Origin of the sequence: Actinoplanes sp. NPDC026623 (assembly GCF_040638275.1) — a bacterium.
GTDB lineage: Bacteria > Actinomycetota > Actinomycetes > Mycobacteriales > Micromonosporaceae > Actinoplanes.
Map to the genome: position 1 here is coordinate 24,735 of NZ_JBEZXZ010000049.1, position 24,367 is coordinate 49,101.

Annotated in this window: 23 protein-coding genes and 2 pseudogenes; 15 read left to right on the top strand and 10 right to left on the bottom strand. The window is 69.7% G+C overall.

Annotation, left to right across the window (positions count from 1 at the left end; all coding sequences use genetic code 11):
* Positions 1-1,174: 1,174 nt before the first annotated feature.
* Positions 1,175-1,711 (top strand): hypothetical protein, encoded by a 537-nt coding sequence (locus tag AB0F10_RS17130; RefSeq protein WP_360625123.1) that lies wholly within the window; start codon positions 1,175-1,177, stop codon positions 1,709-1,711.
* Between the two features lie 221 nt (positions 1,712-1,932).
* Here the strand turns inward: AB0F10_RS17130 and AB0F10_RS17135 are convergent, their stop codons facing one another.
* The gene (locus tag AB0F10_RS17135; RefSeq protein WP_360625125.1) at positions 1,933-2,265 is read right to left on the bottom strand and encodes an STAS domain-containing protein; all 333 of its coding nucleotides are present in this window, start codon (positions 2,263-2,265) and stop codon (positions 1,933-1,935) included.
* On the bottom strand, positions 2,262-4,679 hold the full coding sequence (locus AB0F10_RS17140; RefSeq protein ID WP_360625128.1) for a SpoIIE family protein phosphatase: 2,418 nt from the start codon (positions 4,677-4,679) through the stop codon (positions 2,262-2,264). Before AB0F10_RS17140 ends, AB0F10_RS17135 begins: the two co-directional genes overlap by 4 nt.
* 319 nt (positions 4,680-4,998) lie before the next feature.
* Between AB0F10_RS17140 and AB0F10_RS17145 the strand changes: the two genes are divergently transcribed.
* Entirely contained in the window at positions 4,999-6,195 is a 1,197-nt protein-coding gene (locus AB0F10_RS17145) for a fused response regulator/phosphatase (protein ID WP_360625132.1), read from the top strand.
* Positions 6,196-6,223: 28 nt separating this feature from the next.
* Here the strand turns inward: AB0F10_RS17145 and AB0F10_RS17150 are convergent, their stop codons facing one another.
* On the bottom strand, positions 6,224-6,649 hold the full coding sequence (locus tag AB0F10_RS17150; protein WP_360625135.1) for a hypothetical protein: 426 nt from the start codon (positions 6,647-6,649) through the stop codon (positions 6,224-6,226).
* A gap of 420 nt (positions 6,650-7,069) precedes the next feature.
* Positions 7,070-8,446, bottom strand: coding sequence for a M14 family zinc carboxypeptidase (locus tag AB0F10_RS17155; RefSeq protein WP_360625138.1), 1,377 nt, complete (start codon positions 8,444-8,446; stop codon positions 7,070-7,072).
* Between the two features lie 329 nt (positions 8,447-8,775).
* Between AB0F10_RS17155 and AB0F10_RS17160 the strand changes: the two genes are divergently transcribed.
* A complete protein-coding gene (locus AB0F10_RS17160; RefSeq protein ID WP_360625141.1) occupies positions 8,776-9,273 on the top strand; it encodes a SigE family RNA polymerase sigma factor in 498 nt (165 codons plus the stop codon).
* Positions 9,266-10,129: a hypothetical protein gene (locus AB0F10_RS17165; RefSeq protein ID WP_360625144.1), complete on the top strand. Its 864-nt coding sequence runs from the start codon at positions 9,266-9,268 to the stop codon at positions 10,127-10,129. Before AB0F10_RS17160 ends, AB0F10_RS17165 begins: the two co-directional genes overlap by 8 nt.
* 90 nt (positions 10,130-10,219) lie before the next feature.
* Here AB0F10_RS17165 and AB0F10_RS17170 read toward each other — a convergent pair whose 3' ends face one another.
* A complete protein-coding gene (locus AB0F10_RS17170) occupies positions 10,220-10,654 on the bottom strand; it encodes a nitroreductase/quinone reductase family protein (RefSeq protein WP_360625147.1) in 435 nt (144 codons plus the stop codon).
* Positions 10,655-10,731: 77 nt separating this feature from the next.
* On the opposite strand from AB0F10_RS17170, the gene AB0F10_RS17175 reads away from it, so the two are divergent.
* From AB0F10_RS17175 to AB0F10_RS17210, 8 genes are all read left to right on the top strand, one after another.
* Positions 10,732-11,181: a helix-turn-helix domain-containing protein gene (locus AB0F10_RS17175; RefSeq protein ID WP_360625150.1), complete on the top strand. Its 450-nt coding sequence runs from the start codon at positions 10,732-10,734 to the stop codon at positions 11,179-11,181.
* A 237-nt stretch (positions 11,182-11,418) separates the two neighbouring features.
* A complete protein-coding gene (locus tag AB0F10_RS17180; RefSeq protein WP_360625153.1) occupies positions 11,419-12,084 on the top strand; it encodes a Type 1 glutamine amidotransferase-like domain-containing protein in 666 nt (221 codons plus the stop codon).
* Between the two features lie 63 nt (positions 12,085-12,147).
* The gene (locus AB0F10_RS17185; RefSeq protein WP_360625156.1) at positions 12,148-12,435 is read left to right on the top strand and encodes a hypothetical protein; all 288 of its coding nucleotides are present in this window, start codon (positions 12,148-12,150) and stop codon (positions 12,433-12,435) included.
* A 509-nt stretch (positions 12,436-12,944) separates the two neighbouring features.
* On the top strand, positions 12,945-14,189 hold the full coding sequence (locus AB0F10_RS17190) for a serine/threonine-protein kinase (RefSeq protein ID WP_360625159.1): 1,245 nt from the start codon (positions 12,945-12,947) through the stop codon (positions 14,187-14,189).
* 127 nt (positions 14,190-14,316) lie between these two features.
* The gene (locus tag AB0F10_RS17195; protein WP_360625162.1) at positions 14,317-14,928 is read left to right on the top strand and encodes a sigma-70 family RNA polymerase sigma factor; all 612 of its coding nucleotides are present in this window, start codon (positions 14,317-14,319) and stop codon (positions 14,926-14,928) included.
* Positions 14,925-15,662: an anti-sigma factor gene (locus AB0F10_RS17200; protein ID WP_360625164.1), complete on the top strand. Its 738-nt coding sequence runs from the start codon at positions 14,925-14,927 to the stop codon at positions 15,660-15,662. Before AB0F10_RS17195 ends, AB0F10_RS17200 begins: the two co-directional genes overlap by 4 nt.
* A 72-nt stretch (positions 15,663-15,734) precedes the next feature.
* A complete protein-coding gene (locus AB0F10_RS17205) occupies positions 15,735-16,367 on the top strand; it encodes a fasciclin domain-containing protein (RefSeq protein WP_360625167.1) in 633 nt (210 codons plus the stop codon).
* Positions 16,368-16,424: 57 nt separating this feature from the next.
* Complete coding sequence (locus AB0F10_RS17210) at positions 16,425-17,996, top strand: molybdopterin-dependent oxidoreductase (protein ID WP_360625170.1); 1,572 nt, start codon at positions 16,425-16,427, stop codon at positions 17,994-17,996.
* 72 nt (positions 17,997-18,068) lie between these two features.
* On the opposite strand, the gene AB0F10_RS17215 is transcribed toward AB0F10_RS17210, so the two are convergent.
* On the bottom strand, positions 18,069-18,401 hold the full coding sequence (locus AB0F10_RS17215) for a transcriptional regulator (protein WP_360625173.1): 333 nt from the start codon (positions 18,399-18,401) through the stop codon (positions 18,069-18,071).
* Entirely contained in the window at positions 18,401-18,625 is a 225-nt protein-coding gene (locus AB0F10_RS17220; protein WP_360625176.1) for a hypothetical protein, read from the bottom strand. The genes AB0F10_RS17215 and AB0F10_RS17220 overlap by 1 nt, the downstream gene beginning before the upstream one ends.
* A gap of 77 nt (positions 18,626-18,702) precedes the next feature.
* Here AB0F10_RS17220 and AB0F10_RS17225 point away from each other — a divergent pair, with 77 nt between their 5' ends.
* Positions 18,703-19,827, top strand: a complete 1,125-nt coding sequence (locus AB0F10_RS17225) for a hypothetical protein (protein ID WP_360625179.1) — start codon at positions 18,703-18,705, stop codon at positions 19,825-19,827.
* A gap of 286 nt (positions 19,828-20,113) precedes the next feature.
* Positions 20,114-20,785, top strand: a complete 672-nt coding sequence (locus AB0F10_RS17230) for a CHASE domain-containing protein (protein WP_360625182.1) — start codon at positions 20,114-20,116, stop codon at positions 20,783-20,785.
* A gap of 3 nt (positions 20,786-20,788) precedes the next feature.
* Here AB0F10_RS17230 and AB0F10_RS17235 read toward each other — a convergent pair whose 3' ends face one another.
* Together AB0F10_RS17235 and AB0F10_RS17240 are read right to left on the bottom strand one after the other, a co-directional pair.
* Entirely contained in the window at positions 20,789-23,113 is a 2,325-nt protein-coding gene (locus AB0F10_RS17235; protein WP_360625188.1) for a glycosyl hydrolase family 65 protein, read from the bottom strand.
* Between the two features lie 111 nt (positions 23,114-23,224).
* A pseudogene (locus AB0F10_RS17240) lies at positions 23,225-23,959 on the bottom strand (beta-phosphoglucomutase family hydrolase); the annotation flags it as partial.
* 38 nt (positions 23,960-23,997) lie between these two features.
* Between AB0F10_RS17240 and AB0F10_RS17245 the strand changes: the two are divergent.
* Positions 23,998-24,130, top strand: a pseudogene (locus AB0F10_RS17245) (IS630 family transposase); the annotation flags it as partial.
* Positions 24,131-24,184: 54 nt separating this feature from the next.
* Here AB0F10_RS17245 and AB0F10_RS17250 read toward each other — a convergent pair.
* On the bottom strand, positions 24,185-24,367 hold a 183-nt coding region (locus AB0F10_RS17250), incomplete at its 5' end, for a hypothetical protein (protein WP_360625185.1).

Consider the following 24,367-nt stretch of genomic DNA (forward strand, 5'->3'; position numbering starts at 1 on the left):
GCAGGCTCATGGGATGTCGTCGAGAGTGAGTGGCGGCGGGCACGGCTTACCGGCGCGCGGCCGCCCCGGACGTGGTGGGCGCTGGGGTACTACGCAGCCGTCACGACCTGTTGGGTGCTGATCATTGCCACCTACGCAGGCCTGACGGTGCTCGCCTCTGTTTCGGTTTGGCTCGTTGTCCCTGCCATCGTCGGGATCGGTGGCGTGCTGACCGCCGTCGCGTGCTTTTGTCTTCCTGGTGCTCGATGCCGAGGACTGGTGGACGATTTTCGAGCTCAGAACCGTCTGGGATCGGCATCGGCTGGTGGGGCCTGGACTGAAGCAGGTGCCACGGCGGAAACGCGGACAGGTCCAGGAGGATCGCCAGCCGGTGCGTCGACCTGCACCGATCTCGGCAAACGGCACCAGGTCTGGGGCGCTACGCCCGTCATGATGACGGAGCGTCACTGGACTCCTGGCTGACCCTCGCGATGCGGCCGAGCGGCGAAGCCGGCGCCGGTGCAGCCGATCGCCGCGGTGGCTATCGGTACGAGCAGGAGCAGCATCATCGCGCTGCCGAGGTTGTCGCTACGGCGTAGGTCGCCAGGTCTGGCAGGCCGCTGCCGGGAAAGTCGCGGACCTGCCCGGCGTCGTAGGGGCCGCCCGCGGTGAGCAGCGTATCGCCCGCGTAGGCGAGGACCGTCGGCCGATGTCCTACCTGGTGGCCGCGCCGGCACGAAGCGACGCGGGATCACCGTTTCGCCGATGCCACCACCGGCGCCACGAACACGAACGTCCTATGTAGCGTTGGCGCTGCCAACCGCCGTGCGGAGCCAGATGGAGGCGATGTCTGTGGGCAGCGCGCTGCTTGTGTCATACCCGCGGGCTACGGTCAGGCACCAGTGAGCCGGTTCGAGCGACCTTCAACAGGAACCGCGCGGCTACGGGGGGGGCGGGCTTAAAGATCCCGGTGCGCGCACTCGGATCCTCAGCAGGTACCGATGATCCCGTCCCCCGCTCACACTGGCGAGGCGGCCTCAAGATCCGCTTCGGCCGCGTCCCCAGCAACGCTGACGGCGTGCGCCGAGAGAGCCCGCTGGGCCGGCGGATCGGTTCGACCAAGGACCCACCAACGACCCATAAAGATGCATCTGGGGCTACTGCTCGGTGGCCACGGCAGTTCAGGGAGCGATCAGTGGTAGAAACACCTACCAACGCCCGGTGGCAGGCAGGACTCACCGCGCTCTATCTCGGCGTCTTCTCGATCATCTGGTTCAGCGTGCCCAAGGTTGAGCAGCCGTTCGCAACGCTGCTCGCGATAGGTAGCGTCGCGGCCCTGCTGGCGGCGGTGGCCGGCGCCGTCGTAACCGCGCACACTCGCAACGTCAAAAAGGTTCCACGGGACGTGGCCGCCGATCGCAAATACCTGTTGATCGTCGGCGCGGAGATGGCCGCCGCCGGACTCGGCGCCCTGCTGCTGGCGTCCACCGGGTGGTCGGAACTCGTTCCGGTACTGGTCGGCGCGGTGGTCGGTGTCCACTTCGTGCCGTTGGCGTCCCTGCTTGGTGACCCACTGCTGAGGCCGCTCGCAGCAGCGGTGTGCCTCGTCGCGCTGGCTGGACTGATCGCCGAACTTACCTCCTTCGCTCCGGCGGGACAGGTGGTCGGGCCAGGCATCGGCCTGCTGCTACTCGGATACGCGGTCATGGCACTTCTCCGGACCACTCGCTGATCCTTTGCGCCGGGTCGTCGCATCGGCCGCGGCGGTGGAACCTGGAACCCTTCCGCCGGGCCGCCCTTGTCCTGACCGAGGTCAGAAGCACTATCGCGTACCCCCAGTGATCCGGCCCTGCGCCACGAGCACTGTTGCGCGAGCCTGCGGGGGTATCCGCGCGCACTGATCCAACCGATGGGCAGAGTCGATCGCTTCCCCCGGCGAGGGCCGACCAGCTTTCAGGGGGTTGGTTCCTCGCGCAGGTGCAGGTAGGTGTCCATGTGGGTGATGGCCAGCAGCCGGCCGACGATGCTGTCCGGTGCAATGACGACGGTGAGCCGGCCACCGGCCTGGTCGAATGCGTCGGACAGCCGGTGCAGCATGCGCAGGGCGCTGCTGTCGAAGAACGTGACGGTGCTGAGGTCGAGGTCGAGGTCATGGGATGGATCGGTGGCTGCCCGGATCTGGTCGCCGACCGTGTCCGCGTTGGCCATGTCGACCTCGCCGCGAATGCGTACCACTGGCCGGTCCGCATCGTGCGTCGTCTCGACCTGCGCCAACGGGTCGGTCATGTGGGGGTTCCTCTCGCCGGCAGCCGGAATCGGACAAGCGTGCCGTTCGGGGTGGAACGGCGCTCGAAGCCGTCACTGAGTCTACGGATGATGTTCAGGCCCCGCCCTCGATAAGCCGCCGACCTGGTCAGCGGCTGCCACCGGCCGAAGTCACGGACGGTTGCCAGGTAAGACCCGTCGGCGTCGGACCGGACGGTGACTTCGACGGGTCCGGGCTCCCGGCCACGGTAGGCGTGTTCGATCGCGTTGGCGCAGGCCTCGTTGACTGCGAGCAGCATGTCGGTCTCGCCGGCGTCGCTGGGCTGGGTCGTGCGGCGCCAGGTCTGCAGGGAGCGGCGCAGCCGGGACAGTTCCCGCTCGTCGGCCGCCAGCGTTGTGCGGAAATCGGCGGTCGGGTGCGCGGGTGCCCGCAGGCAGAGGATGACGACGTCGTCGCTGCGCTGCTCGGCCACTCCGAGGGCCGTGAACAGGCCGTCGCAGATCTCCGCGGCCGAGCCGCTGCGCAGCTCGACCGCGGCTTGTTCGAGCCGGTCAAGCCCGGTGGTGAGAGGCTCGCCGCGGCGTTCGATCAGGCCGTCGGAGTAGAGCAGCAGCAATGCGCCGGGTTCGAGGGTTTCGGTGGCGTCGGGCCGCTCGCCGGCGTCCTTGCCGGTGATCGGGGCCGAGCCGCCCTTGGTGAGCCAGCGGGCGCGGCCGTCGGTGGTGACCACCAGCATCGGGGGGTGCCCGGCGGACGCGTGCCGCAGCTGCCGGGTCGCCGGGTCGAAGACGACGTAGCAGGCGGTCGCGAAGTCGATGCCATCGCTGCTGGCGGCGAAGCCGTCGAGGTTCGAGAGCAGGGCGCCCGGCCCGGTGGCGTGCGGGGCCAGCGCGCTCATGGCGACACGCATCTTGCCCATCGCGGTGGCGGCGGCGAGCCCGTGCCCGGCGACGTCCCCCAGCGTGAGCGCGATGCTCGCATCGGGCAGCTCGAAGGTGTCGTACCAGTCGCCACCGACCTCCAGGGTGCTACTTCCGGCCTCGTACCGGGCAGCGATGTCGACACCGTCCCGGACCAGCGTGCCGGTCGGCAGCAGGGCCCGCTGCAACTGCAGGGCGACACGGTGCTCGCGGTCGCGGGCCTCGATCTGTTCGGCGAGGGCGAGTTTGTCGGCCCGGCGCCGTTCGTCGATGTCGGCGGCCATGCCGAACCACTTGGCCACGGTGCCGGTTCCGTTGAGGAAGGCGGTGACCCGGATGAGGTACCAGCGGTAGTCACCGCCGCGGTGACGGAGCCGGGCTTCCCGATCGAAGCGGGCGCCGGTCGCCCGGCAGGAGTCCCAGCTGTCCAGGAAGTCGTCACGGTCGTCGGGGTGCACGGCCGGGACCAGCAGCTCGCGGTCCGTGGAGGCTTCGGCGCCGGCGATCGCCGACCAGCTGTCGTTGCGCATCTCGAGCGAGCCATCGGCCCGTGCCACCCAGATCAGCTGGGGTGTGGCCTCGACCACCTGCCGGAACTGAGCCTCGCTCTCGCGCAGAGCGGCTTCGGCCCGCGCCCGCTCGACCGCCGCCCACGTACGCTCGGCCGTCTCCTCGAGCAAGGCGAGATCGTCGTCGCCCCAACGACGGACCGTGCTCTGGTGCAGCACGAGCGTCGCGACATGCCGGCCGTCCTTGATGAGCGGAACCGCGGCGTACGCGACGACCCCCATCCGCTGATGGCTCGCCCGTTCCTCGGCGGTGAGCCGGGGATCGTCCGCGGTGTCGGCCACGGCCAGGGTTCGACCGGCGCGGAGTTCGTCGAACAGGGTGGCGCCGAAGTCGTCGGCCCGGTAGCGGCCGACCGCGCTTGCCGTTCCCGGTTCGTGGTAGTCCTGCTCGACGGTGTAAATGTCGCCGACCGGGCCGGCGGTGACCTCCAGGTACATCGCGCGGGTCGCCGACAGCCGGGCCCCGAGCGCCTCGACGGCGACGGCCTGCACCGCGACCGGATCGGTCAGCGGCCGCATCCGGTCGGACAGCTCGAGCAGAAAGGCGCGGCGCTGTTCGATCTCGTGCCGCTGGGTGATGTCGGCGGCGACACCGACCAGTCGATCCGGCTCCGGCGGTTCGCCTTCGAAGTAGGCGCGGGCGGTGACCAGGACCCATCGGTAGGAGCCGTCGCCGCGGTTGACGCGCATCTCCTGGCTCAGCAGATGCTCTCCGGCCGGGTCGAGCGCGGCGGCGACCGCAGCGCCGTATCGTTGCCGGTCCGCCGGATGGATCATCGACGTCAGTGCTGAGGCGAGTGACAGCACACCGCCCGTCGGCAGCGCGAACAGCTCCAGCATTCGGGCGTCCGGCTCGGTCCGATCCTCGCGGGCATACCAGACGAAGGTCCCCATACCGGCGGCGTCCAGAGCAACCTGCAGCCGTTCCTGTTCAGATCTTCTCATCGTCCCTGATCCACCTCACCGAAGCGACCAGTATGCATCCCCGCAGGCCGAAGCGAGTTCTGAGCTCGTGCCGACCCGCCCGGTCTTCATCGTGGGCCGCCCCACCTCAGGAGCGGGTTTGGAGCGCCGAGGCCGGGGGAAATTGTCACCTCGGTGATAGACCCGAGGCGGTAAAACGGCCTCGATCATTGCCGCCGGGCTGGGGCATACCGGCCCGGTCGGTGGATGGTGGGACGATGGGTGATACGACGCTGATCGAGCATGCCGCGACCGGCGCCCAGCGAGGGCATCGATGACCGGCGTCCGCCGCACAGGTGCGATGCCGCAGCACCGCGCTGCGGGGCGGCCGCACGCGGACGGGACCGACCAGCTTTCGGCCGGTTACACCCTGCTGCTCATCGAGGACGACCCCGGCGAGGCGCTGCTGGTCCGCGAGTATCTGACGGACAGCGACGTCGCGGCTCGCCTTGACGTGGTCAGCACGCTGCGCGGGGCCCTCAACTCCGACTATCGCCCCGACGGCGTGCTGCTCGACCTGCATTTGCCCGACGGCAATGGACTCGATGCGTTGCGTCAGGTCCTCAACCGGTGGCCGCAGACCGCCGTGCTGGTGCTGACCGGCCTCGACGACGACGCCACCGCTGGAGCCGCCGTCGCGGCTGGAGCGCAGGACTACCTGGTCAAAGGCCAGATCGACGATGCCGTACTCGGCCGGACCGTCCGGTACGCGATCCACCGCAAACGAGCCCAGAACGCCGAACAGGGCCTGCGTGACAGCCGGCTGCAGGCCAACGAGAATACCCGCCTGCAACGGGGCCTGCTCCCCAAACCGATCCTCGTCGACCCCACGATCTGCCTGGTCAGCCGGTACCTGCCCGGTCGTCAACGAACTCTGCTCGGCGGCGACTTCTACGACGTTGTCGAAACTGCCGACGGTGCGGTACACGCGGTCATCGGCGATGTGTGCGGCAGCGGCCCCGACGAAGCCGCCATGGGCGTCGCCCTCAGGGTCGGCTGGCGCACCCTGGCCCTGGCCGGCGTTCCGAAAACCCAGCGTATGCGGCTGCTCGAAGACGTCCTTGTCGCCGAACGACCTCACGACGGCATGTTCGCCACCGTCCTCGGCGCCCGCATCGAGGCCGACCGCGACGAGGTCGTGCTCACCAGCGCGGGACACCCGCCGCCGCTGATCATCACCCCCGACGGCGCCCGGCAGGCCGACGTCCGCAACGGCCTGAGCCTCGGCATGTTCCCCGGCCGCGGCCGCTGGTACGAGACCGCCATCGCTCTCCCGCCCCAGGCCGGGCTGCTGCTCTACACCGACGGCGCCTTCGAAGGCTTCGCCGCCGACGGCACCCGGCTGGGCGAAGAACGCTTCGTCGACCTCGCCGGCGGCCTCCCGACGATTCACGACCCGGTCGCCTACATCGATGCGCTTCTCGCGGCCATCCAGCAGGACGTCGGCCGGCACAACGACGACACCGCACTGCTCTACATCACCCGCACCCGCGGCTGACGCCGGCTGCCCGGCGTCGCGGATGAGATCAGCCGGGTTGGCCTTCGCGGCGGGCCCGCCGCCACACCTGCTCGAACTCCTCCGCACCGATCTCCCACTGCGCCAGGTCAGGATCGTAAAGGTCATACGGCGGATTGAACGGCCAGTCCTCGGGCCCGGCCCTGACCGCGGTCCCATCGGCGTACATCTCGACCTGTCTCAGCCGGCGCCCGTCCGGCCCGAGGTGCTCGTAGTAGATCTGCGGCTCGGTCTCCTCGGCCTCGTCCCACCGGCGCCGCAGAAAGACGGCCTCGCGTCCGGCGAAAGCCCCGAACCCGGGTCGATCGCGCTGCGCACGCCGCTGTTCACGCAGATCGTCCAGACCGGCCGGCATGACCGTGGCATCGATGTCGACCTCGGGAAGCTCCCCGTCGGGAAATCGTGCCAGCACGTCGGGATCGGTGATGACCTCCACCTCTGCGAACGTCTGCGCGAGCTCCAACTCGGAGCGGGCCCGAACCCACCACCACAAACCACCCATACCGTAGTCGTGGAGGACCAGGAAACGCTTCTTGAACCGTTCACCCACGAATGGCGATCATGCCAGGGTGGCTCGCGTCGTAGGGGGTGTGCGCCGCTGCCGAGAAGCGCCGCAACAAGCCGCGCTCGTTCATTCGTCGCCTGCGGGGCGCGCCGGCAGGCGACGTGCCGTCGCGATCGGTGACCGACTTCTCGTGGCGGTCGGCACCCGACTGCGGAATCGGCTCGGCGCAAGGCGCGGGCGACGATCGGGTTGTCTGCTGTGCCGCGGGCCCGGTCCTGCGACGGGCGCCGAGATGCGCAGCGCCCGTCGCAAGGCCCGGCTGTCGACCGACGCCGGGGCGGTGGGCCGAATTCAGTGGCCGGTCGGATACGGTGCGGCGGCAGCTCTGGCGGTGGCCAGATATGCCGGCAGGTTGAGCTGCCAGAAGCTGTTGATACAGGAGTACGTCGGGAAGAAGCCCCCGCAGCTGCCGCTGCCCGGACCCACCTCGATGGTGTAACCCGGTACACCCAGTTGCCCGTAGATCCAGTCATCGGTGGCACCCGGGGCGAAGTAGTCCAGGCCACCGTCGCCGTGGACCACGTCGTAGTGGTTCGCCCGGCCCATCGCGTCGGCGATCGCTTTCAAGTCGTTGTTGTTCGGCGCCAGCTTGTTGGTCCAGCCGTACGGGTAGATGTCCAGTTGCGAGTAGCTGTGCACGGTGATGAAGGCGCCGGTCGTCGACGTGCTGGCCGCGCTGAAGTCGGCTGCCGGCTTGGTGTCCCGGTAGATCTTGGCGAGGAAGTTCTGGATGCCCTGGGTCTCCGGTTCGCTTGCCGCGCCCGCGCCGGGGTACGTCTCGGTGCACTTGGTGCCCTGATTGACGTCCCAGTGGTAGCCGGAGTTGCGGTTCAGGTCCACGCCGCGGCCCGTGCCGGAGCAGCCGTTGTCGTGGGCGTTCTTGCGCTGGGCGACCGGCCGGGTGGAGTTCGAGGCGACGATGTCGACGCCGTCGGGGTTGGCGATCGGGATGACCCACAGCTCGGTGCTGTTCAGCAGCGCGGTGACGGCACTGTCGGTGCCGTAGTTGTTGATCAGGTGGTCGATCCACCGGTACGACAATTCGCCGGTGGCCAGTTCACGCGCGTGCATCTGCGACATGAGGGTGAACTTCGGCTTGCGGCCGGTGTTGTTCAGCTCGCAGTCACCCTGCTGGATCTTCGTGATGCACAGCGCCTGGATGTCGTGCCCGCCGCGGCCTTGGGTCTTCAGCCAGGACTGGCCGATCGTGAAGAGCTTGGCCAGGTCGGGGTGCGCGGTGGAGACCTGCCTGTTGTGCGCCTCGTGCCCGACGGTGGTGTGGTAACCCCCGTAGAAGGTGTTCGGGTCGGCGACCAGGGAGGAGGGCACCGGCTGGTACAGCGGGCCGGTGTACTGCACGCTCAGGCCGCGGTGCTGCAGCCGGGCGACGGCGGCTGCGTCCGCCAGGACCGGCACACCGTGGTCCAGCGGACCTTCGAGAACGTCGAAACCCGCACGCTCCAGCATGTGGGCCAGCACCGCAGGCTGCCGGTCGGTGGAGGTCACGAGGTAATAGCCCGGATCGGTGGTGGCGCCGGACCCGGCCGGTGCGGCCGGGGCGGCGCTGGCCGGTCCGGTGAGCGCCGGGGGCAGCAGGAGCGCTGCCGCGGCAGCGCCGATGGCCACTATCCGCGACAGCAGGGGTGGAACCGCACGGGACTTGCTCATCGATACCTCGCGATCAAGATTGGTGCACGATGCCACCATTAGATCAATGCGGCTCGATGAAAGTCAGTACCGATGACGCCATCCCCACTGTGCTATGGGCCAGGTGCACACCCGTCCCGCTTCGCTCGACCATCACCTGCAAGTGTTCACCGACAACGACCCGGCCAGGCTTGATGAACTGTCGACAGGCGGTCATGCCGGCGGCGTCGAGGGCGATGGCGGGCAGGACGGTCGCGTAGGGGTTGCCGGTGGCGCAACGACCGCCCGAGGTGGCGGCAACCTTGGACCGCCGCCGGGCGTGTTCCTATGTACAAGCCAACGGGGGATGCATGCCGGACGCCGCCGGGTTCGACGAGTTCTATGCCAATGGCCGTCAGCGGCTGCTCGGTTTCGTGTACCTGCTCACCAATGACCAGTCCGACGCGCAGGACGTGGTGCAGGAGGCGTACATGAAGGCCTGGCAGCACTGGTCCACCGTCGACCGGTACGACGATCCGGATGCGTGGCTGCGAACGGTGGCCTATCGGATCGCGGTGTCCCGGTGGCGGCGGGTGCGCAACCGCACCCGGGCCTACCTCCGTCACGGCCCGGACGACCCCGTCCCGGAGCCGAGCGTCACCTCGGTGGCCGTGGTGCAGGCCCTGCGCCGGCTGCCGGACGAGCAGCGCATCACCATCGCCATGCACTACCTGCTCGGCATGCCCGTGGCCGACGTGGCCCGGGAAACCGGCGTCGCAGTCGGCACCGTCAAGGCCCGCCTGCACCGCGGCCGCGCCGCGCTCGCCCCTCTGCTGTCCATTGACCCGACGGAGTCGGCTGATGTCTGACCTGCGCGACCTGATGAGCAGCGTGACCACGGACCTCGCCGCCGTCCGGTGGTCGACCGCCGAGGAGTTGAGGCGCCGGGTGCGTAGTCGCCGCCGGCGAACGGTTGCGGTGGCCGCCGGAGCCGTGGCCGCGGTGGCGGTCGGCGTGGCGGCGTTCGCCGCGCCCGGCCAGCGGCCGCCGACGGTGCCGTTGACGCCGACGGCGCCGACCATGCAACCGTCGATCGCGGCGCCGGTGGAGATCCCGCGGTCCGTGCTTCTGACCGCCCGCGATGTCAAGGCCGGCCCGGACAACCAGGACGACGGCGTCGACGCGCTCCAGCCCGTCTGGATCCCGGAATTCATGGCCTGCGCGGCACAACGCGACGGCACACTGCCCACTCAGACGCCGCGGTACTCCCGCGGCATAACCCATCTGCTCGGTACGCAGGAGAATCGTCCGGACCGGCCGTTCGTCGTGGCGCAGCAGGTGTACCGCTTCGCCGCGCCGGACGCGGACGGCTTCCTGCGCGACCTGCGGTCGGCGGTGACCTCCTGCGACGGGCTCACCATGACCGGAGACGTGGAGGCCAAGAGCGGTAAGACGATCCGGGTACGCGCCACGCACCGCTGGTCGATCACCGCCGAGGGCTTCGCCGGCGACGACTCCTTGGTGGTGAGGCACGACGTCGCCGCGCACCACGCGGCCACCGGTGAGCCGGTCGGCGAGGGCACCGTCGAGCAGGTCGCGTACGTGCGCGTCGGCGACCTGGTCACGCGCGTCGCCCCGCGCTCCGGCACGACCTTGGACGAAACCCGGCGGATCGCCACCGTGGCGGCGGGCCGGCTGTGCGCCGCGGCCCGGCCGCGGTGCTGACCGGCGCCTGCCCGGATGCGGCACCGAGTGCCCGCGAAGACCGCTCTCGCCAACGAACGAGGCGCGACTCGGCACCTACACGCGCCGTGCCTATGTGGGCGGGGCTGAAACGCCGTCCAGCACGACAACGGGGAAGACCCTTTCGGTGTTCTTCTCGTACTGGTTACCGTCTCCGGCGACCCTGCGGTAGAGCCGGTCGCGTTCCTCTCCCGCCGTCACCACGGCCCGGGCCTGGAAGGACTGTTCGCCCAGCTCCACCGTCACCGACGGATTGACCCGCAGGTTGTGAAACCACGCCGGATGCCTGGGGGCGCCGGCCTTGGACGCGACCACGAAGACCCGGCCGTCCTCGTCGACGCCGAAGCCGAGCGGCACCGTCGTGCGGCGTCCGGTGCGTGCTCCGGTCGTGGTCAGCAGCAGGACCGGGAACGGCGGCTGGCTGACGACGCCGTGGTTGGTGCGGAACTCCTCGATGACGCCCTGGTTGTATGCCAGAAACTCCTCGTCGGACGGCACGGTCGGCATGGCATCCCCCACAGTCTCTTGAAGATACCCATCGTAGACTGAGTGAGTATCTTCGAGATACCCATTGGAGTGAGGCCGTGCCGCCGCGTACGTCGTTTGAGACCATCGACTGTTCGATCGCCCGCACCATGGCCGTGCTGGGCGAGCCATGGACCGCGCTGATCCTGCGCGACCTGTTCATCGGCATCACCCGCTTCGAGGCGCTGCACGCCCGTCTCGGCGTATCGCGCAAAGTCCTGGCCGTACGCCTGAACCGCCTGGCCGGCGACGAGATCCTCGTCAAGCACCCCTACACCGGGCGGCCCGAGCGATTCGACTACGTCCTCACCGACAAGGGTTGGCAGCTGTGCGACATCCTGCTGGCCATCAGCGCCTGGGGAGACACCTGGACGACCTCGCGGACCGGACCGCCCGCCCTGATCCACCACCGCCTGTGCGACCACCTGACCACGGCGGAGATCCGCTGCTCGCACTGCGGTGAGTCACTGCACGCCGCGGACGTCGAGGTCACGCCGACGCGGTCATAGGAGCGCCGACGCCGAGAGCGCGCGCCCGTGCGCTGGTGCCCTGACCGGTCGTCGCGACGGGACCGTCCCGTGTGCCTCGATCGGGTGCGGGTGCTGTGCCAGGTGCGACCGGGTGGGGCATCCGTTCCGGCGATCTGAGGGACCTCCGAAAAGCGGCCGTCCGAACTACGATAAGTCCGGTTCGGTCTCCTGACCCATCAGGCAGATCCACCACCCGCGCGCGATCCTGGAGGGACCTTGAAGCTCCTGCTTACCTCGGGCGGCGTCACGAACCCAAGCATCCACTCAGCACTTGTGCAGCTTCTCGGTAAGCCGGTCTCCGAGTGCCGCGCTCTCTGCGTCCCGACAGCACAGTGGGGTCACCCGATGTGCGGTCCGGCATCGGTGCGGGGCTTCGTGGCCGCCGACCCCGCGCCCGATTGGCAGTACCTGTCCGGCCTGGGCTGGGCTTCGCTCGGTGTTCTCGAACTCACCGCGCTGCCCAGCATCGGCGCGGAGCGGTGGGTTCCCTGGGTACGGGAGGCTGACGTGCTGCTGGTCGACGGCGGCGACGCGACGTACCTGTGTCACTGGATGCGGGAGTCCGGGCTGGCCGATCTGCTGCCATCGCTGCCCGACACCGTCTGGGTGGGGGTGAGCGCGGGAAGCATGGTGATGACGCCCCGGATCGGGGCCCACTTCGTCGAGTGGCCGTCGGCGCCGGACGACCGGGCGCTGGGAGTCGTCGACTTCTCGATCTTCCCGCACCTGAACCTCTTCCCCACGAACACCCCGGCTGACGCCGAGCGGTGGGCTGCCGACATCGGCGTCCCGGCCTTCGCCATCGACGAACAGACGGCGATCAAGGTCGTCGACGGCTCCGTCGAGGTGGTCTCTGAAGGGCAATGGACGAAGTTCGGGTGATTGTCACCCCGGGCGGCCGTCCGGACTGCCGCGATCCGCCCGCGCTAACTGTCCGCTGACACCTTGACGGAGCACCTGGCCTCGGCGCCAGGCTCCGGCCTGCTCCCGGAGAACGCGAGCTGGGTGGTCGTTATCTGGCACTCGATTGTGCCGGCCGGATCGGTGTTCCGGGCGATCAGCGTGGGCGACGGAACGGGCTCGGTGAGCGCCACCTGGAATGTGTGGGTCCACGGTACCGCCACCGTCCGGTGGGTCGGTTTGTCGCCGGTGTGCAGGGTGTACGTGATGTCCGCCCGGCCCTCGCCGCGCACGTCGAAGACGACGGATACCGTCTTGTCGCCCTTGCTGTAGAGCCGGACGGTTCCGGGCGCGTCGCTGACCGCCGGCGTGGCAGACGCGAGGGCGGGGCGCGGTGACGGCTCGACGACGCCCCGCCGATGCCGCAGGACGACAGGGCACCGACCCCCATAACCAGGGCGGCAGAGGTGATGACGGGTCGGCGCATCCCGGCATCTTCCCCTACCGCCGCGATCCGCCGTCCTCGCCCCCAACCGTGGGTCTGAACGGTTGTTGGATCTCCGCTTCTGCCGCCGAAGACCGGTCCGGGATCAGACGCTGGGCAGGTAGCGCGTGCGGCTACACCCCGCTCGCAGGGCCACCTCGACGCCCCCGCCGGGAACGAGCCGCTGCTGCCCAGCAGCGGCCCTGACCGGCGACGGCAGGCCTTGGCGGGCGTGAAAGACAACGCAGACATCGACGACGAAAGGCATTGGGCGATCATTACAGCCACGGACTGGGCAGGTTCCTCGCCGAGCGGGTTATTGCCGTTTCGGTGGCAGCTGTCGGGGCACAGCAATCTCGTGGAGAGCGGGCGATTGATCGCGGGCCGTTACCGACTGCTCGAGCGGCTGGGACAGGGCGGCATGTCGGTGGTCTGGCGAGCAGATGACATCGTCCTGGGCCGGGAGGTGGCGGTCAAAGTGCTGTCGGCGGCCCTCGCCGACGATGCGGAACTTCGGCGGCAGATCCGCGCCGAGGCACGGGCGGCCGCCGGACTGCGGCACGCCAACGTGGTGGCCGTCTTCGACTACGGCGAGTTTGCCGACGCCGGTCGCACGCTCTCGTACGTTGTCATGGAACTTGTCGACGGCCGTTCCCTCGCCGACATGCTGACCGCCGGAGCACTGCCGTGGCGGCTGGCGGTGCTGATCGGCGCACAGGTCGGTGCCGCGCTCGCGGCCTCGCACGGCGCCGGGATCGTGCATCACGACGTCAAGCCGGCCAACATCATGGTGACCACGACCGGCGTGAAGCTCGTCGACTTCGGCATCTCGGCCGCCGTGGGCGAGCGCGACGGCCGCGACGGTCAGCTGCTCGGCACGCCCGCCTACCTCGCGCCGGAACGGATCAGTGGGTCCCCGGTCCGCCCGGCCACCGACGTCTACGCCCTCGGTCTGCTGCTCTACCGCTCGCTGTCCGGGCAGATGCCGTGGAACGCCTCGACCGTCACGCAGATGCTGAAGGCGCACGCGTACGCGAGCCCGGCACCGATGCCGGCCGTGCCCGGACTGCCCCCCGAGGTCACCCGGCTGGTGGCACGCTGTCTGACGAAGGAGCCCGGCGGGCGACCCTCGTCGATCGTGGTGGCGGAGGTACTCGGCGAGATCGCCGGCCTGCCGCCGTCGACGCTGCTGCTGACCGCGGCCGAGCCGACCATCGCCCTCTCCGGGATGGGCATTCGTCGTTCCCGCCGGGCGATGGCCGTTGCCGGCGCGTCGGCGGCGCTACTGGCGCTGGGCGGCTGGTGGGCCCTGGCCGACCCGTCGGCGGGGCCGCCGGCGCCTGCCGCTGCCCCGCCGGCGTGCACCTCCGGCGCCTGCCCGGACACACATGCCCCGTCGAGCCCTGTGCCGGGGATCACCTCACAACAGCCGGACCCCAAAACCGGCACCGCGCCGCCCGCCCCGAGGCGGACCGGCGCAGTGTCGGTGGTAAGCCGACGCACGGCAAAGCCCGCAGCGGGAGGAAACGCAAAGCCCAAATCTCCGCCGAAGCTCAAGTCGCCGAAGCTCAAGTCACCGAAGCCGAAGCCCAAGAAGAGGTAGAGCGCCTCGTTGCGGCTGTCATCGCGTAGCGTTCTGGAAATAGCGAAAAGGTCGACAACGCGCCCATCCGGTGCGGCCTCGGCGCCGAATCAGGGTCGTATGACGTGATCGGTGAGAGGCGGGACTCATGACGGAGCGCGGTAGCAGTGCACGCCGCCCGGACCATCTGGCGGCGGTGCCCAAGCCGCCGCCCGACGCGGGCGAGTTGCTGCGTTCCGTCGCGCGCGGTGACGAGAAGGCCTTCGGCCGGCTCTACGACCTGGTCGCGCCGCGGGTCTACGGCCTGATCCGGCGGGTACTGCGGGACCCGGGGCTGGCCGAGGAGGTCGCCCAGGAGGTGCTGGTCGAGGTGTGGCGCACGGCTGCGCGGTTCGACCCGGCGCGCGGCTCGGCGACCTCGTGGGTCTTCACCATCGCGCACCGCCGCGCCGTGGACCGGGTCCGGTCCGAGCAGGCGGCGACCGATCGCAACCTCAAGGTCGGCGCGGCCTCGATCGACACGCCGTACGACTCGGTGCTCGACGAGGTCTCCGGCAGGCTGGAGCGCCAGCAGGTGCGACACTGCCTCGACGATCTCACCGAGCTGCAACGCCAGGCCGTCACCCTCGCCTACTACCAGGGCTATTCGTATCCGCAGGTGGCCGAGTTGCTCAACGCGTCACTGCCTACCGTGAAGTCCCGGATGCGGGACGGTCTGATCAGGTTGCGGGACTGCCTGGGCGTGGAGGTGACGGCATGACCACGGACATTCATGCGCTGGTCGGAGCGTACGCGCTGGATGCGGTCGACGACGTGGAACGGGCCGCCTTCGACCGCCACCTGCGGGAGTGCGAGAACTGCCGGGTGGAGGTGGACGAGCTGCGCGCGGCCTCCGCCCGGCTGGCCGACGGCGCCTGGTCGGTGCCCCCGCCGGGCCTGCGTGACGAGGTCATGACCGCGATCGGCCGCACCCGGCAGCTCTCCCCGGCCGCACCGGCCAAGGCCCGGCGGGACGCTTCCCGCCTGCGGCGGTTGACGGCCGCGGCCGCCGTCGTGGTCGCGGCGGTGGGTGCGGGCACGGCCGTCTATCAGGTGCAGGACCATCGGGTACGCCGTGAGCAGGGCATCGCCGCGGCGGCTCGGGCCAGTGAGGCGCGGGTGCGGGCGATCCTGACCGCCCCCGACCTGGTCACGCACGAGGAGACGCTGGCGGACGGCGGCCGGGTGACCGTGGCGTCGTCACGGCTGCACGACGCCGGGGTGATCGTGCTGGATGCGGATGGCGCGCCGAGCAGCGGGCGGGTGTTCCAGCTCTGGACCATCCGTCCCGGCGGCGCACCGGAGCCGGTCGGCAGGATGATCCCCGGCCAGACCGCGGTGGTGCAGCTCGTCGAGGGCCTGCCGGGCGTCACCGACGTGGGCGTGACCGTCGAGCCGGACAACGCCGCCACCACCCCGACGCTGCCGATGAAGGCCGACGTCAAACTTGTTTGAGGTTCCACCAATCCGCCGCGGGGTTCGTCCCGAATAGATGGTGTAAGCACACCTTCGAAAGGGACGAACCCCATGCGTGCAATGAAGCTCACCGCCCTGGCCGCCGCCACCCTCTTCTCGATCTCCCTGGCCGCGTGCGGAAGTGACGCCTCGTCCGACGACAGCGCCGCCGCGGCGCCGGCCATGACCGCCGCGCCCAGCCCGGCCATGTCGGCGACGGACGCGATGGCCACCTTCGGCGCCGGGTGTGCCGCGGTGCCGACCGACCCGTCGGACGCGGGCAGCTTCCAGGCGATGGCTCAGGTCCCGGTGGCCACCGCGGCCTCCGGCAACCCGATGCTGTCCACCCTGGTCACCGCGGTCAAGGAGGCCGGCCTGGTCGACACGCTCAACTCGGCCGACGCGATCACCGTCTTCGCGCCGACCAACGACGCGTTCGCCAAGATCCCGCCGGCCGACCTCAAGAAGGTGCTGGCCGACAAGAAGACGCTGACCAGCATCCTGACCTACCACGTCGTCTCCGGCAGGCTCACGCCCGCCGAGTTGGCCGGCACCCACAAGACCCTGCAGGGCGACGACCTGACGGTCACCGGCAGCGGCGAGGACTTCAAGGTCAACGACACCGCCTCGGTGGTCTGCGGCAACGTGCAGACCTCCAACGCCACCGTCTACATCATCGACTCGGTCCTGATGCCGAAGAGCTGATCTCGCTCCTCTCCAACCACTCAGCAGTTTCGGCTCACCGGTGAAGGAGGTCGGCCCATGCGACACATCGTCCGAGGCGCCGCCTCCGGAGTCATCGCCGCGGGCTTCGGGGTCGCGGTCGCGGAACTCTTCGCGGCCGCGACCCGGCCCGGCGCGGCACCGCTCATCGCGGTCGGCGGCGCGATCATCGACGCCACGCCCACCCCGGTCAAGGAATTCGCCGTCCGGGAGTTGGGCACCAACGACAAACCGGCCCTGCTCGCCGGCATCGGGCTGGTCCTGGCACTGTTCACGGCCGCGGTCGGGATCGCCGGACTGCGCCACCGGCTCGCCGTGCCGATCGGGGCCCTGATCTTCGGCGTCGCGGGCACGGCGGCCGCCCTGTCCCGTCCGGCCGCCACCGCGTTCGACGCCCTCCCCACGGTGCTCGGCGCCGTTCTGGCGGGAACGGCGTTGTGGTGGCTGCTGCGCCGTGGTGGCACAGGGGTAGCGGCGGACAGCGCCACCGACGGTGCGGGCGAGCGGCCGACCATGGCGACTGCGGTCGATGAGGCTCCGGGCGTACCCGGGAAGGCCTTTGATCGTCGGGTTTTTCTGCGGGCTGCGGTGCTCGTCGCGGGTGCGGGCCTGGTGGCGGAGGGCGGCGCGGAATGGGTGAAGAGCGTTCGCGGTGGTGCCGCGAACCGGACCCGGGCGTCGCTGGTCCTGCCCGCCGCCGCCGATCCGGCCACGCCGCTGCCTGCGGGGATCGCGCCCGGATTCGTCACCGCGAACAAGGATTTCTACCGGGTCGACACCGCGCTCACCGTGCCGCGGATCGACCTCGACACCTGGTCGTTGCGCATCCATGGGATGGTCGGCAAGGAACTGCGGCTGTCCTTCGAGGATCTGCTCAGCCGGCCGCTGATCGAGCGGGACATCACGCTCAACTGCGTCTCCAACGAGGTCGGCGGGCCCTACATCGGCACCGCGCGCTGGCTCGGCGTGCCGCTCGCGCCGTTGCTGCGGGAGATCGGCGTGCGGCCTGGCGCGGATCAACTGGTGGCGCGCTCGGTCGAGGGCATGACGATCGGCACGCCGGTCGCGACCGTGCTCGACGGGCGCGACGCGATGCTCGTGGTCGGCATGAACGGCGAACCCCTGCCGCTCACGCACGGTTTCCCGGTGCGAATGCTCACCCCCGGGCTGTACGGCTACGCCGGCGCCTGCAAGTGGCTCACCGAGCTGGAACTGACCACATTCGACAACTTCGACGCGTACTGGGTCGAGCGCGGCTGGTCCGCCCGGGGACCGGTCAAGACCGCCTCCCGAATCGACAGGCCCCGGCCGCTGGCCAAGGTGCCGGCCGGGTCGACGACGGTGGCCGGGGTGGCCTGGGCCCAGGGTCGCGGCATCGCGGCCGTGGAGATCAGGATCGACGACGGGCCGTGGACGCCGGCCGAGCTCCTGCCGGTGCCGTCCACCGACACCTGGGTGCAGTGGCGTCACACCTGGAAGGCCGCCGCGGGTCTGCATTCGCTGTCCGTGCGCGCAACGGACAGGACCGGTGCGGTCCAGCCGGAGCGGCGTGTCACACCGTTCCCCGACGGGGCGACGGGCTGGCACACGATCGCCGTGACCGTCGCCTAGTACGACCCGTGACGGGACGTGAAACGCCTGGTCTGGTGCGCAGGGCCCGTCCGCGCGTCGGCCGCCCGCCGGTCACCGGTCGGCGGTCGGCTGCGTTTCTGGCTGTTCGACCTGCTGGATAAGTTGCTTGAGGCGGGCGACCTCGTCGCGCAGGGCGGCCTGCCCTGCGGCGGTGAGGGTGACCCAGGTGCGTGGGCGTTTGCCTTCGTAGCCCTTCTCGATCTGGATCAGCTCGGCCTTCTCCAGGACGGTCAGGTGCTGCCCGAGGTTGCCGGCGGTCAGCTGCAGGGTGGTGCGCAGGAAGCCGAACTCGACCTGGCGGGCCTGGTGGGTGATGGTCATGATGCCGAGCCGGACGCGCTGGTGGACGACGTCGTCGAGGCCGTTGGCGGGGTGATCGGTCATTACGCGCGAGCCTCGGCGCTCGGCCGGAACAGGGCGAAGGCGCCGGCGCCCAGTAGCAGCACCGCCGCCGGGACGAGCAGGTAAGGCAGGAAGAACCACGGCGACGACGAGTGAATGATGCGGTTGCCCTGCACCATCCCGATCGCCAGAAAGGCGAGGGTGTACGCCAGCAGCGCCCAGTGGCGTTCGATCCAGGCGAGCACCAGCAGCGCCAGCCCGATCACCGCCAGGGGACCGGCCAGCCCGTTGATGAGCCACGACCACAGACAGCGTCGCGGCGGTCGCGGCGGTTCCCGCGTCGGTGACCGCGGTGGCCTGGTCCACGCCGGTGCCGGGGACGATCGAGGACGTCGTGGCCGCCGGCGCCGGCGCGGTGGTCCGCGTCTCCGACGGCGTCATCGCACTCGAGGGTGGCGACGGCCGGGTGCGGTGGTCATACCGGCGGCAGCACGCGCAGACGAGGTGGACGGGGACGAGTCCGGACGGGCGTACCGTCGTGGTCTCGTTCGTTTCGTCGAACGACGACAGCAGAACCGATCATCTGGTCGTGCTCGACGCGATGTCCGGCAGGGTGCGTGCGACCTTTGCGGACGACGAGATGTTCTGGCGGCGCGGGCAGTCGCTGGTTTCCAACGCCATGATCTTCGGCCAGTCGCTGCGGCACCACAGTATGGGGGCGTGGTCCGCCTCGACCGGTTCGCGGGTCTGGTCCTGGCAGCCGCCGGACGGGTGCGACCGCTACGAGCCCAAATCGCTGACCACCGGGGCCGACACCGTCCTGATCGCCGTCGCCTGCGGCGACGAACACGTCCGCGGCGCGGCCCCTGAGCTGCGCTTCCTGACGCTCGACGCCGCGTCGGGCCGACAAATGCGCGAGTCGCGGCTGCCGGTGGTCAACCTGAGGAACCTGAACGTCCGGTTCACGGTGGCGCCCGACGGCTCACTCGTGCTGATCCATCCCACCGCGAAGGGGGAGCGCAGCCAGCTGCTCGACGTCGCCACCGGCCGGCTCAGCACGGCACCGACAGAGCTGGACGACCTACCCGGACACGGCCTCGGGTATCCGTGGACCCTGTCCGACAAGCCCGTTCTGATCGACACGCGGTCCGGGGCCACCCGCCAGGCAGCGGGGGAGGTCGCGGCGTGCGGCCGCTCGGGCATCGTGTTGGCCGCCGGCGTCGTCTGCGTCCACGACCCGACCCACACGTGGATCCACTCCTTCATCACCACCGGCCTGGTCCCCGTACACACATCACCGGTGCCCGGTACCACCCTCACGGCGTTGCCGGTCGTACTCGCCGCCCGCGACGACCGGCAGCTCGCCAGCCTCCCGCCCGTCAGGTTCACCGCGGCCCCCGGAGCGGTCATCGTCTACTCCACCGACGGCCCGGCCTCCGCCGAGAACCGGGTGGTCGGTCTGCGCTGAGCCTGTCGTCAACCCCAGGGCCGCGCGGGCCCGGTGAACCGATCCCAGGCGAAGCGCCCGTTCCACCTGCGTTGATCAGGCACGGCACACCTCCCATCGCATTCGGCCAGTGGGGAAGGCGCAGGCCAGTCCAGGGGCTTCGCGACGCGAGGCGGAACGGGTGCGATCGCGTGGTTGGCGAGAAACCTCACGTCTGGGGAGTCTTTCGCCGATCAGGGTGCGGTGCGGCTGACATGCTGGGGGGTCGAATCGACGACGGCGCTGGGTCGGTGCCGCTCCCGTCCTGGTGGTCTTCTGCCTGGGCACATCCGCGTCCCGGCTCGCCGAGCGCAGCGACGAACGGCGTAACGCGGCGCAGCTCATGGATCGCTACAGCAGCGAGCTCGGGCGCGCGATCACCACCGAGATCCAGCGGTACGGCGACATGCTCGCCGACGTGGCTGGCGCGTTGGGGGCGCAGGGCGATCGGCTCACCGGCGCGGACTTCACCTGGATCTCCGACCAGGTCAGCCGCCGCCGCCTGCCCGGCGCCGCCTCGCTCGAGCTGGTGATGGACGCGCCCGACTCCGGAGGCGCCGCCCTGCAGTCCTTCTGGCGGCAACACGGTGCCACAGGTCTGACGCTGAAGCCGACCGCTGCCGGCGGCGAACACGCGTTCGTGATCTTCACCCGCGCCTTCGGTGCGAAGCCGGTGGCGATCGGCGGCGACATGTACTCCATCCCCGAGGCCGCGCAGGCCTTGCGGGAGTCTGGCCATCCGTGCCGGGGTGAGCATGAACGGCTCGGGATCGGTCGCCATCGGAACTCCCGGATCGAGGCAGGCGATAGGGCTATACCGCCCCAAACCCTACTATTCTATCCTCAGACGGCCGCCTCGCCCGGCTGCCAACGGGTACGAGCGGGACGAAGATCGCCCGATTACGGCCCTGCGTCCGGTCCTGAGGTTCCCGCCCCCTGACGCTTACACCACCGTGTGGTCCGCGGAGCCTGGTCCGGCGTCGTGCGTGCGGTAGTCGCCGGGGAAGGACACGGGCGAGCTCGCGGTGACGGTGAACTCCCGGCCGTTGTGCTGCGCTGTCACCGGGCCCCCGTTTCGTATGGAGTAGGTGACGAGATGCTCTTCGATGTCCACCTCGAGCAGCGATCCGCGGATCTGCAGCGGGAAGCGCAGGCGACGGGCGCGCGTGGGCAGCATCGGGGAGAACTGCGGCCGTTGCGTGCGCCAGCGATATCCAGCGAACGCGTACACAAGTGCCATCCAGGTGCCGCCGGCGGACGCGACGTGGACGCCGTCTCGCAGATTGCCGGCGGTGTCGGCCATGTCCACCGCCGCGGCATCGATGAGGTATTCCTCCGCGCTGCGGTACTTGCCGACATCCGCGGCCGCGATCGCCTGGATGCATTCGGACAGTGACGAGTCGCCCGTGGTCAGCGGGTCGTAGTAGTCAAAGATCCGTCTCCGCTCCTGCGCGGTGAAACGATCGGGCAGGAGAACGGTGGCGAAGATGACGTCGGCCTGTTTGATCACCTGGTGGCGGTAGATGACGAGCGGATGGTAGTGAAGCAGGAGCGGGTACCGATCCGGAGGTGTCCCGGCGAAGTCCCATGGTGCCCGGTCGAGGAAGCCGTCGTCCTGAAGATGGACGCCTGCTTGCTCGTCGTACGGGATGTATATCTGCTCGGCGGCATGGCGCCAGGTCGCCACCTCAGCGTCATCCAGTCCCGTGCGATCGACCAGCCGGCGGTAGTCCGGTGGGGATTCGCTCCGCACCCGCTCCACGGCGTCCGCGGCGATTCTCAGGTTCTCGGCTGCCATGAGATTGGTGAACAGGTTGTTGTCCACGACCGTGTTGTACTCGTCCGGTCCGGTCGCCTTGTCGATCACGAACCGGCCGCCGTGGCGCTCGGAGATGAATCCCAGGTCTTTCCACATGCGCGCCGTCTCGACCAGGATCTCGACGCCATGTCTGAACAGCATGTCGGTGTCGCCGGTCACGCGGACGTACTGGTCCAGGGCGTAGGCGATGTCGGCGTCGATGTGGTACTGGGCGGTGCCCGCCGCGTAGTAGGCCGAGGCCTCGTCGCCATTGATGGTGCGCCACGGGAACAACGCCCCGGCGCAGCCCACCTCGCGCGCCCGGCGACGGGCGTCCGGGAGCATCCGCACGCGGTGCATGAGCAGGCTACGGGCCACGGCCGGCGTGGTGTGGATCAGGAACGGCAGCACATACGCCTCGGTGTCCCAGAAATAGTGGCCCTCGTAGCCGGTGCCGGTCAGACCCTTTGCCGGCACCCCGTATCCCTCGCTGCGCAGTGCCGCCTGCATGACGCTGAACAGGTTGAAGTGCAGGGCCTGCTGCGCGGCGGGCCGACCCTCCCAAACGACGTCGCTGCGGGCCCAGAAATCGCCGATCTGACGCTCGTGTTCGGCTAGTGCGGCCGCGTAGCCGACGGCCCGGGCCCGGTACAGCGTCAGCCCGGCGCGGTTGGACAGGTCCGTCGCGTCTGCAGCGTCGTAGTGATAGGCCAGCCATTTGGTCAGGGTGGCGGTCTGCCCCGGCCGGGCGTGGACTTCGAACACGACATGGGCGCGGCCGGCGTCGAGCGTGGTGCGTACGTGTGTGATCACACTCTGGTCGCATTCGTGGTCCATCCCGGCGGCGACCACGAGTCCGCTGCGCGACGTTCGATAGGTCCGGATGACCCGAACATCCTCGACACTTTCGACGTCGGGCTGCAGTACGTCGGTGAGCGCCCGGGTCTGTCTCGGATCATTTGTCGATCCCTCGACCGCCGACTGAGGTGTGACCAGTTCGGAGGAGAGCGTCAGGTGTCCGGGTGCGTCGAGAGCGGTCAGCTCGTATCGAATACACGCCAGATGCCGCTGGGCCAGCGACACGAACCGGGTGGTACGCAGCCGGAACCGCCGACCATCCGCCAGTTGGTACACCACTGAGCGCTCCAAGACGCCCCGCCGCATGTCCAGGGCCCGTTCGAATTCCCGGACCTCCGTCGACTCGCAGCTCACCGGGTCGTCGTCGACGAACAGACGGATCGTGGTGCCGTCGGGGACCGGCACGATCGTCTGACCGGTGGTCGCGAACCCGTGTGCCGCCTCCGGATACACGATCGGCCAGGTCTCGTGGAAGCCGTTGAGCAGGGTCGCTGGTCGATAAGACGGCTGCCCCTCCTCGAACGAGGCCCGGATACCGAGAAATCCGTTCGATACCGCGAACAGCGTCTCGGTCTGCGCGACGAAGTCGGGGTTGTAGGCGCGCTCGACCATGCGCCAGGGGTCGGTCGGGTAGTCTCCCGTGGCCGCAATGATCCGCCGTGCCGCGGCCAGTAATCGGTGGACCCGCGGGCCGGCCCGGTGCACCTTGTCGGTGGACGCGGCGAGCAGTTCGCCGAGGTCCGTGACCACGATGTCGGCGCCGTGAGCGGCCAGTTCATCCCGGTGCCCGTCCCGGTCCACCCCGACGACGAGCCCGAACTCGCCGGCCCAGCCGGCCATGACGCCCACGATGGCATCCTCGACCACAACCGCCCGCTCCGGCGAGACACCGAGCCGGCGGGCGGCTTCCAGGAAACCGTCCGGCGCCGGCTTGCCCTGCAGGTGCAGCGCCAGCGTCGTCTCACCGTCAACCCAGGTGTCGAACAGGTTGGTGATGCCCGCGTTCGCCAGCACCCGCTCACAGTTGCGGCTGCTCGACACCACCGCGGTCTTGAGCCCGGCCTCGCGCAACTCCCGTACCCAGGCGATGGACCCCGGGAAGACCTCCACACCGGTTCGCTCCAGCTGGTCCTCGACGAGCAGTTGCTTTCGGTTGCCCAGTCCCCACACCGACACCTCCTCCGGCGGAGAGTCGGCGGTGCCCTCCGGAAGCTCGATCCCGCGCGATGCCAGGAAACCGCGCACGCCTTCCTGACGGGGCTTGCCGTCGACGTAGGCGGCGTAGTCGGTCCGCTCGTCGAACCCGCCGCCGGTGCCGTGCCCGGCGCTCCAGGTGCGCAGGAAGTCATCGAACGTCCGCTTCCAGGCCGCCGCATGAACGGAACGGGTGCTGGTCAGAACCCCGTCGAGATCGAACAGAACCGCCTCGAAGTCGTCGAGGGCAACTGAGGATGGCATCGTGATCCCCCCGTTCGTCGCGTCGACAAGGCCACACCGACCTCGACGTGCATGTGGTGCTGGACAACGCCTCCACCTGCAAAACTCCCGCCGTACGGCGATGGCTGACCGCGCACCCACGCCTTCGCCCGGGACTTCACGCTGACCGGCAGCCGCTGGCCCAACCTCGTAACGGCGGATCTCGATCTCAGGGGAGACTCCAGGATGACGACCGAACGGGCCGGATCATGGACGGTCGGCGAGGGTCCAGTCGCGGACCTCCGGCATGTCCTCGAGGTGTTCGACGATGTACGCCTGGTGCCGGGCGAGTTGCGCGGCGCACCAGGCTTTGAGTTCGGTGGCGCCGCGGGGTAGTCGTTTGGCGTTGTTGATGGCGTCCATGACCAGGTGGTAGCGGGAGACCTGGTT

Coding starts and splice junctions, on each gene's coding strand:
- AB0F10_RS17135 (WP_360625125.1), bottom strand. CDS start 2,265: ATGACCGACCCGTTGGCGCAGGTCGAGACGACGCACGATGCGGACCGG.
- AB0F10_RS17140 (WP_360625128.1), bottom strand. CDS start 4,679: ATGAGAAGATCTGAACAGGAACGGCTGCAGGTTGCTCTGGACGCCGCC.
- AB0F10_RS17145 (WP_360625132.1), top strand. CDS start 4,999: ATGCCGCAGCACCGCGCTGCGGGGCGGCCGCACGCGGACGGGACCGAC.
- AB0F10_RS17155 (WP_360625138.1), bottom strand. CDS start 8,446: ATGAGCAAGTCCCGTGCGGTTCCACCCCTGCTGTCGCGGATAGTGGCC.
- AB0F10_RS17160 (WP_360625141.1), top strand. CDS start 8,776: ATGCCGGACGCCGCCGGGTTCGACGAGTTCTATGCCAATGGCCGTCAG.
- AB0F10_RS17165 (WP_360625144.1), top strand. CDS start 9,266: ATGTCTGACCTGCGCGACCTGATGAGCAGCGTGACCACGGACCTCGCC.
- AB0F10_RS17170 (WP_360625147.1), bottom strand. CDS start 10,654: ATGCCGACCGTGCCGTCCGACGAGGAGTTTCTGGCATACAACCAGGGC.
- AB0F10_RS17195 (WP_360625162.1), top strand. CDS start 14,317: ATGACGGAGCGCGGTAGCAGTGCACGCCGCCCGGACCATCTGGCGGCG.
- AB0F10_RS17200 (WP_360625164.1), top strand. CDS start 14,925: ATGACCACGGACATTCATGCGCTGGTCGGAGCGTACGCGCTGGATGCG.
- AB0F10_RS17205 (WP_360625167.1), top strand. CDS start 15,735: ATGCGTGCAATGAAGCTCACCGCCCTGGCCGCCGCCACCCTCTTCTCG.
- AB0F10_RS17210 (WP_360625170.1), top strand. CDS start 16,425: ATGCGACACATCGTCCGAGGCGCCGCCTCCGGAGTCATCGCCGCGGGC.
- AB0F10_RS17215 (WP_360625173.1), bottom strand. CDS start 18,401: ATGACCGATCACCCCGCCAACGGCCTCGACGACGTCGTCCACCAGCGC.
- AB0F10_RS17235 (WP_360625188.1), bottom strand. CDS start 23,113: ATGGTCGAGCGCGCCTACAACCCCGACTTCGTCGCGCAGACCGAGACG.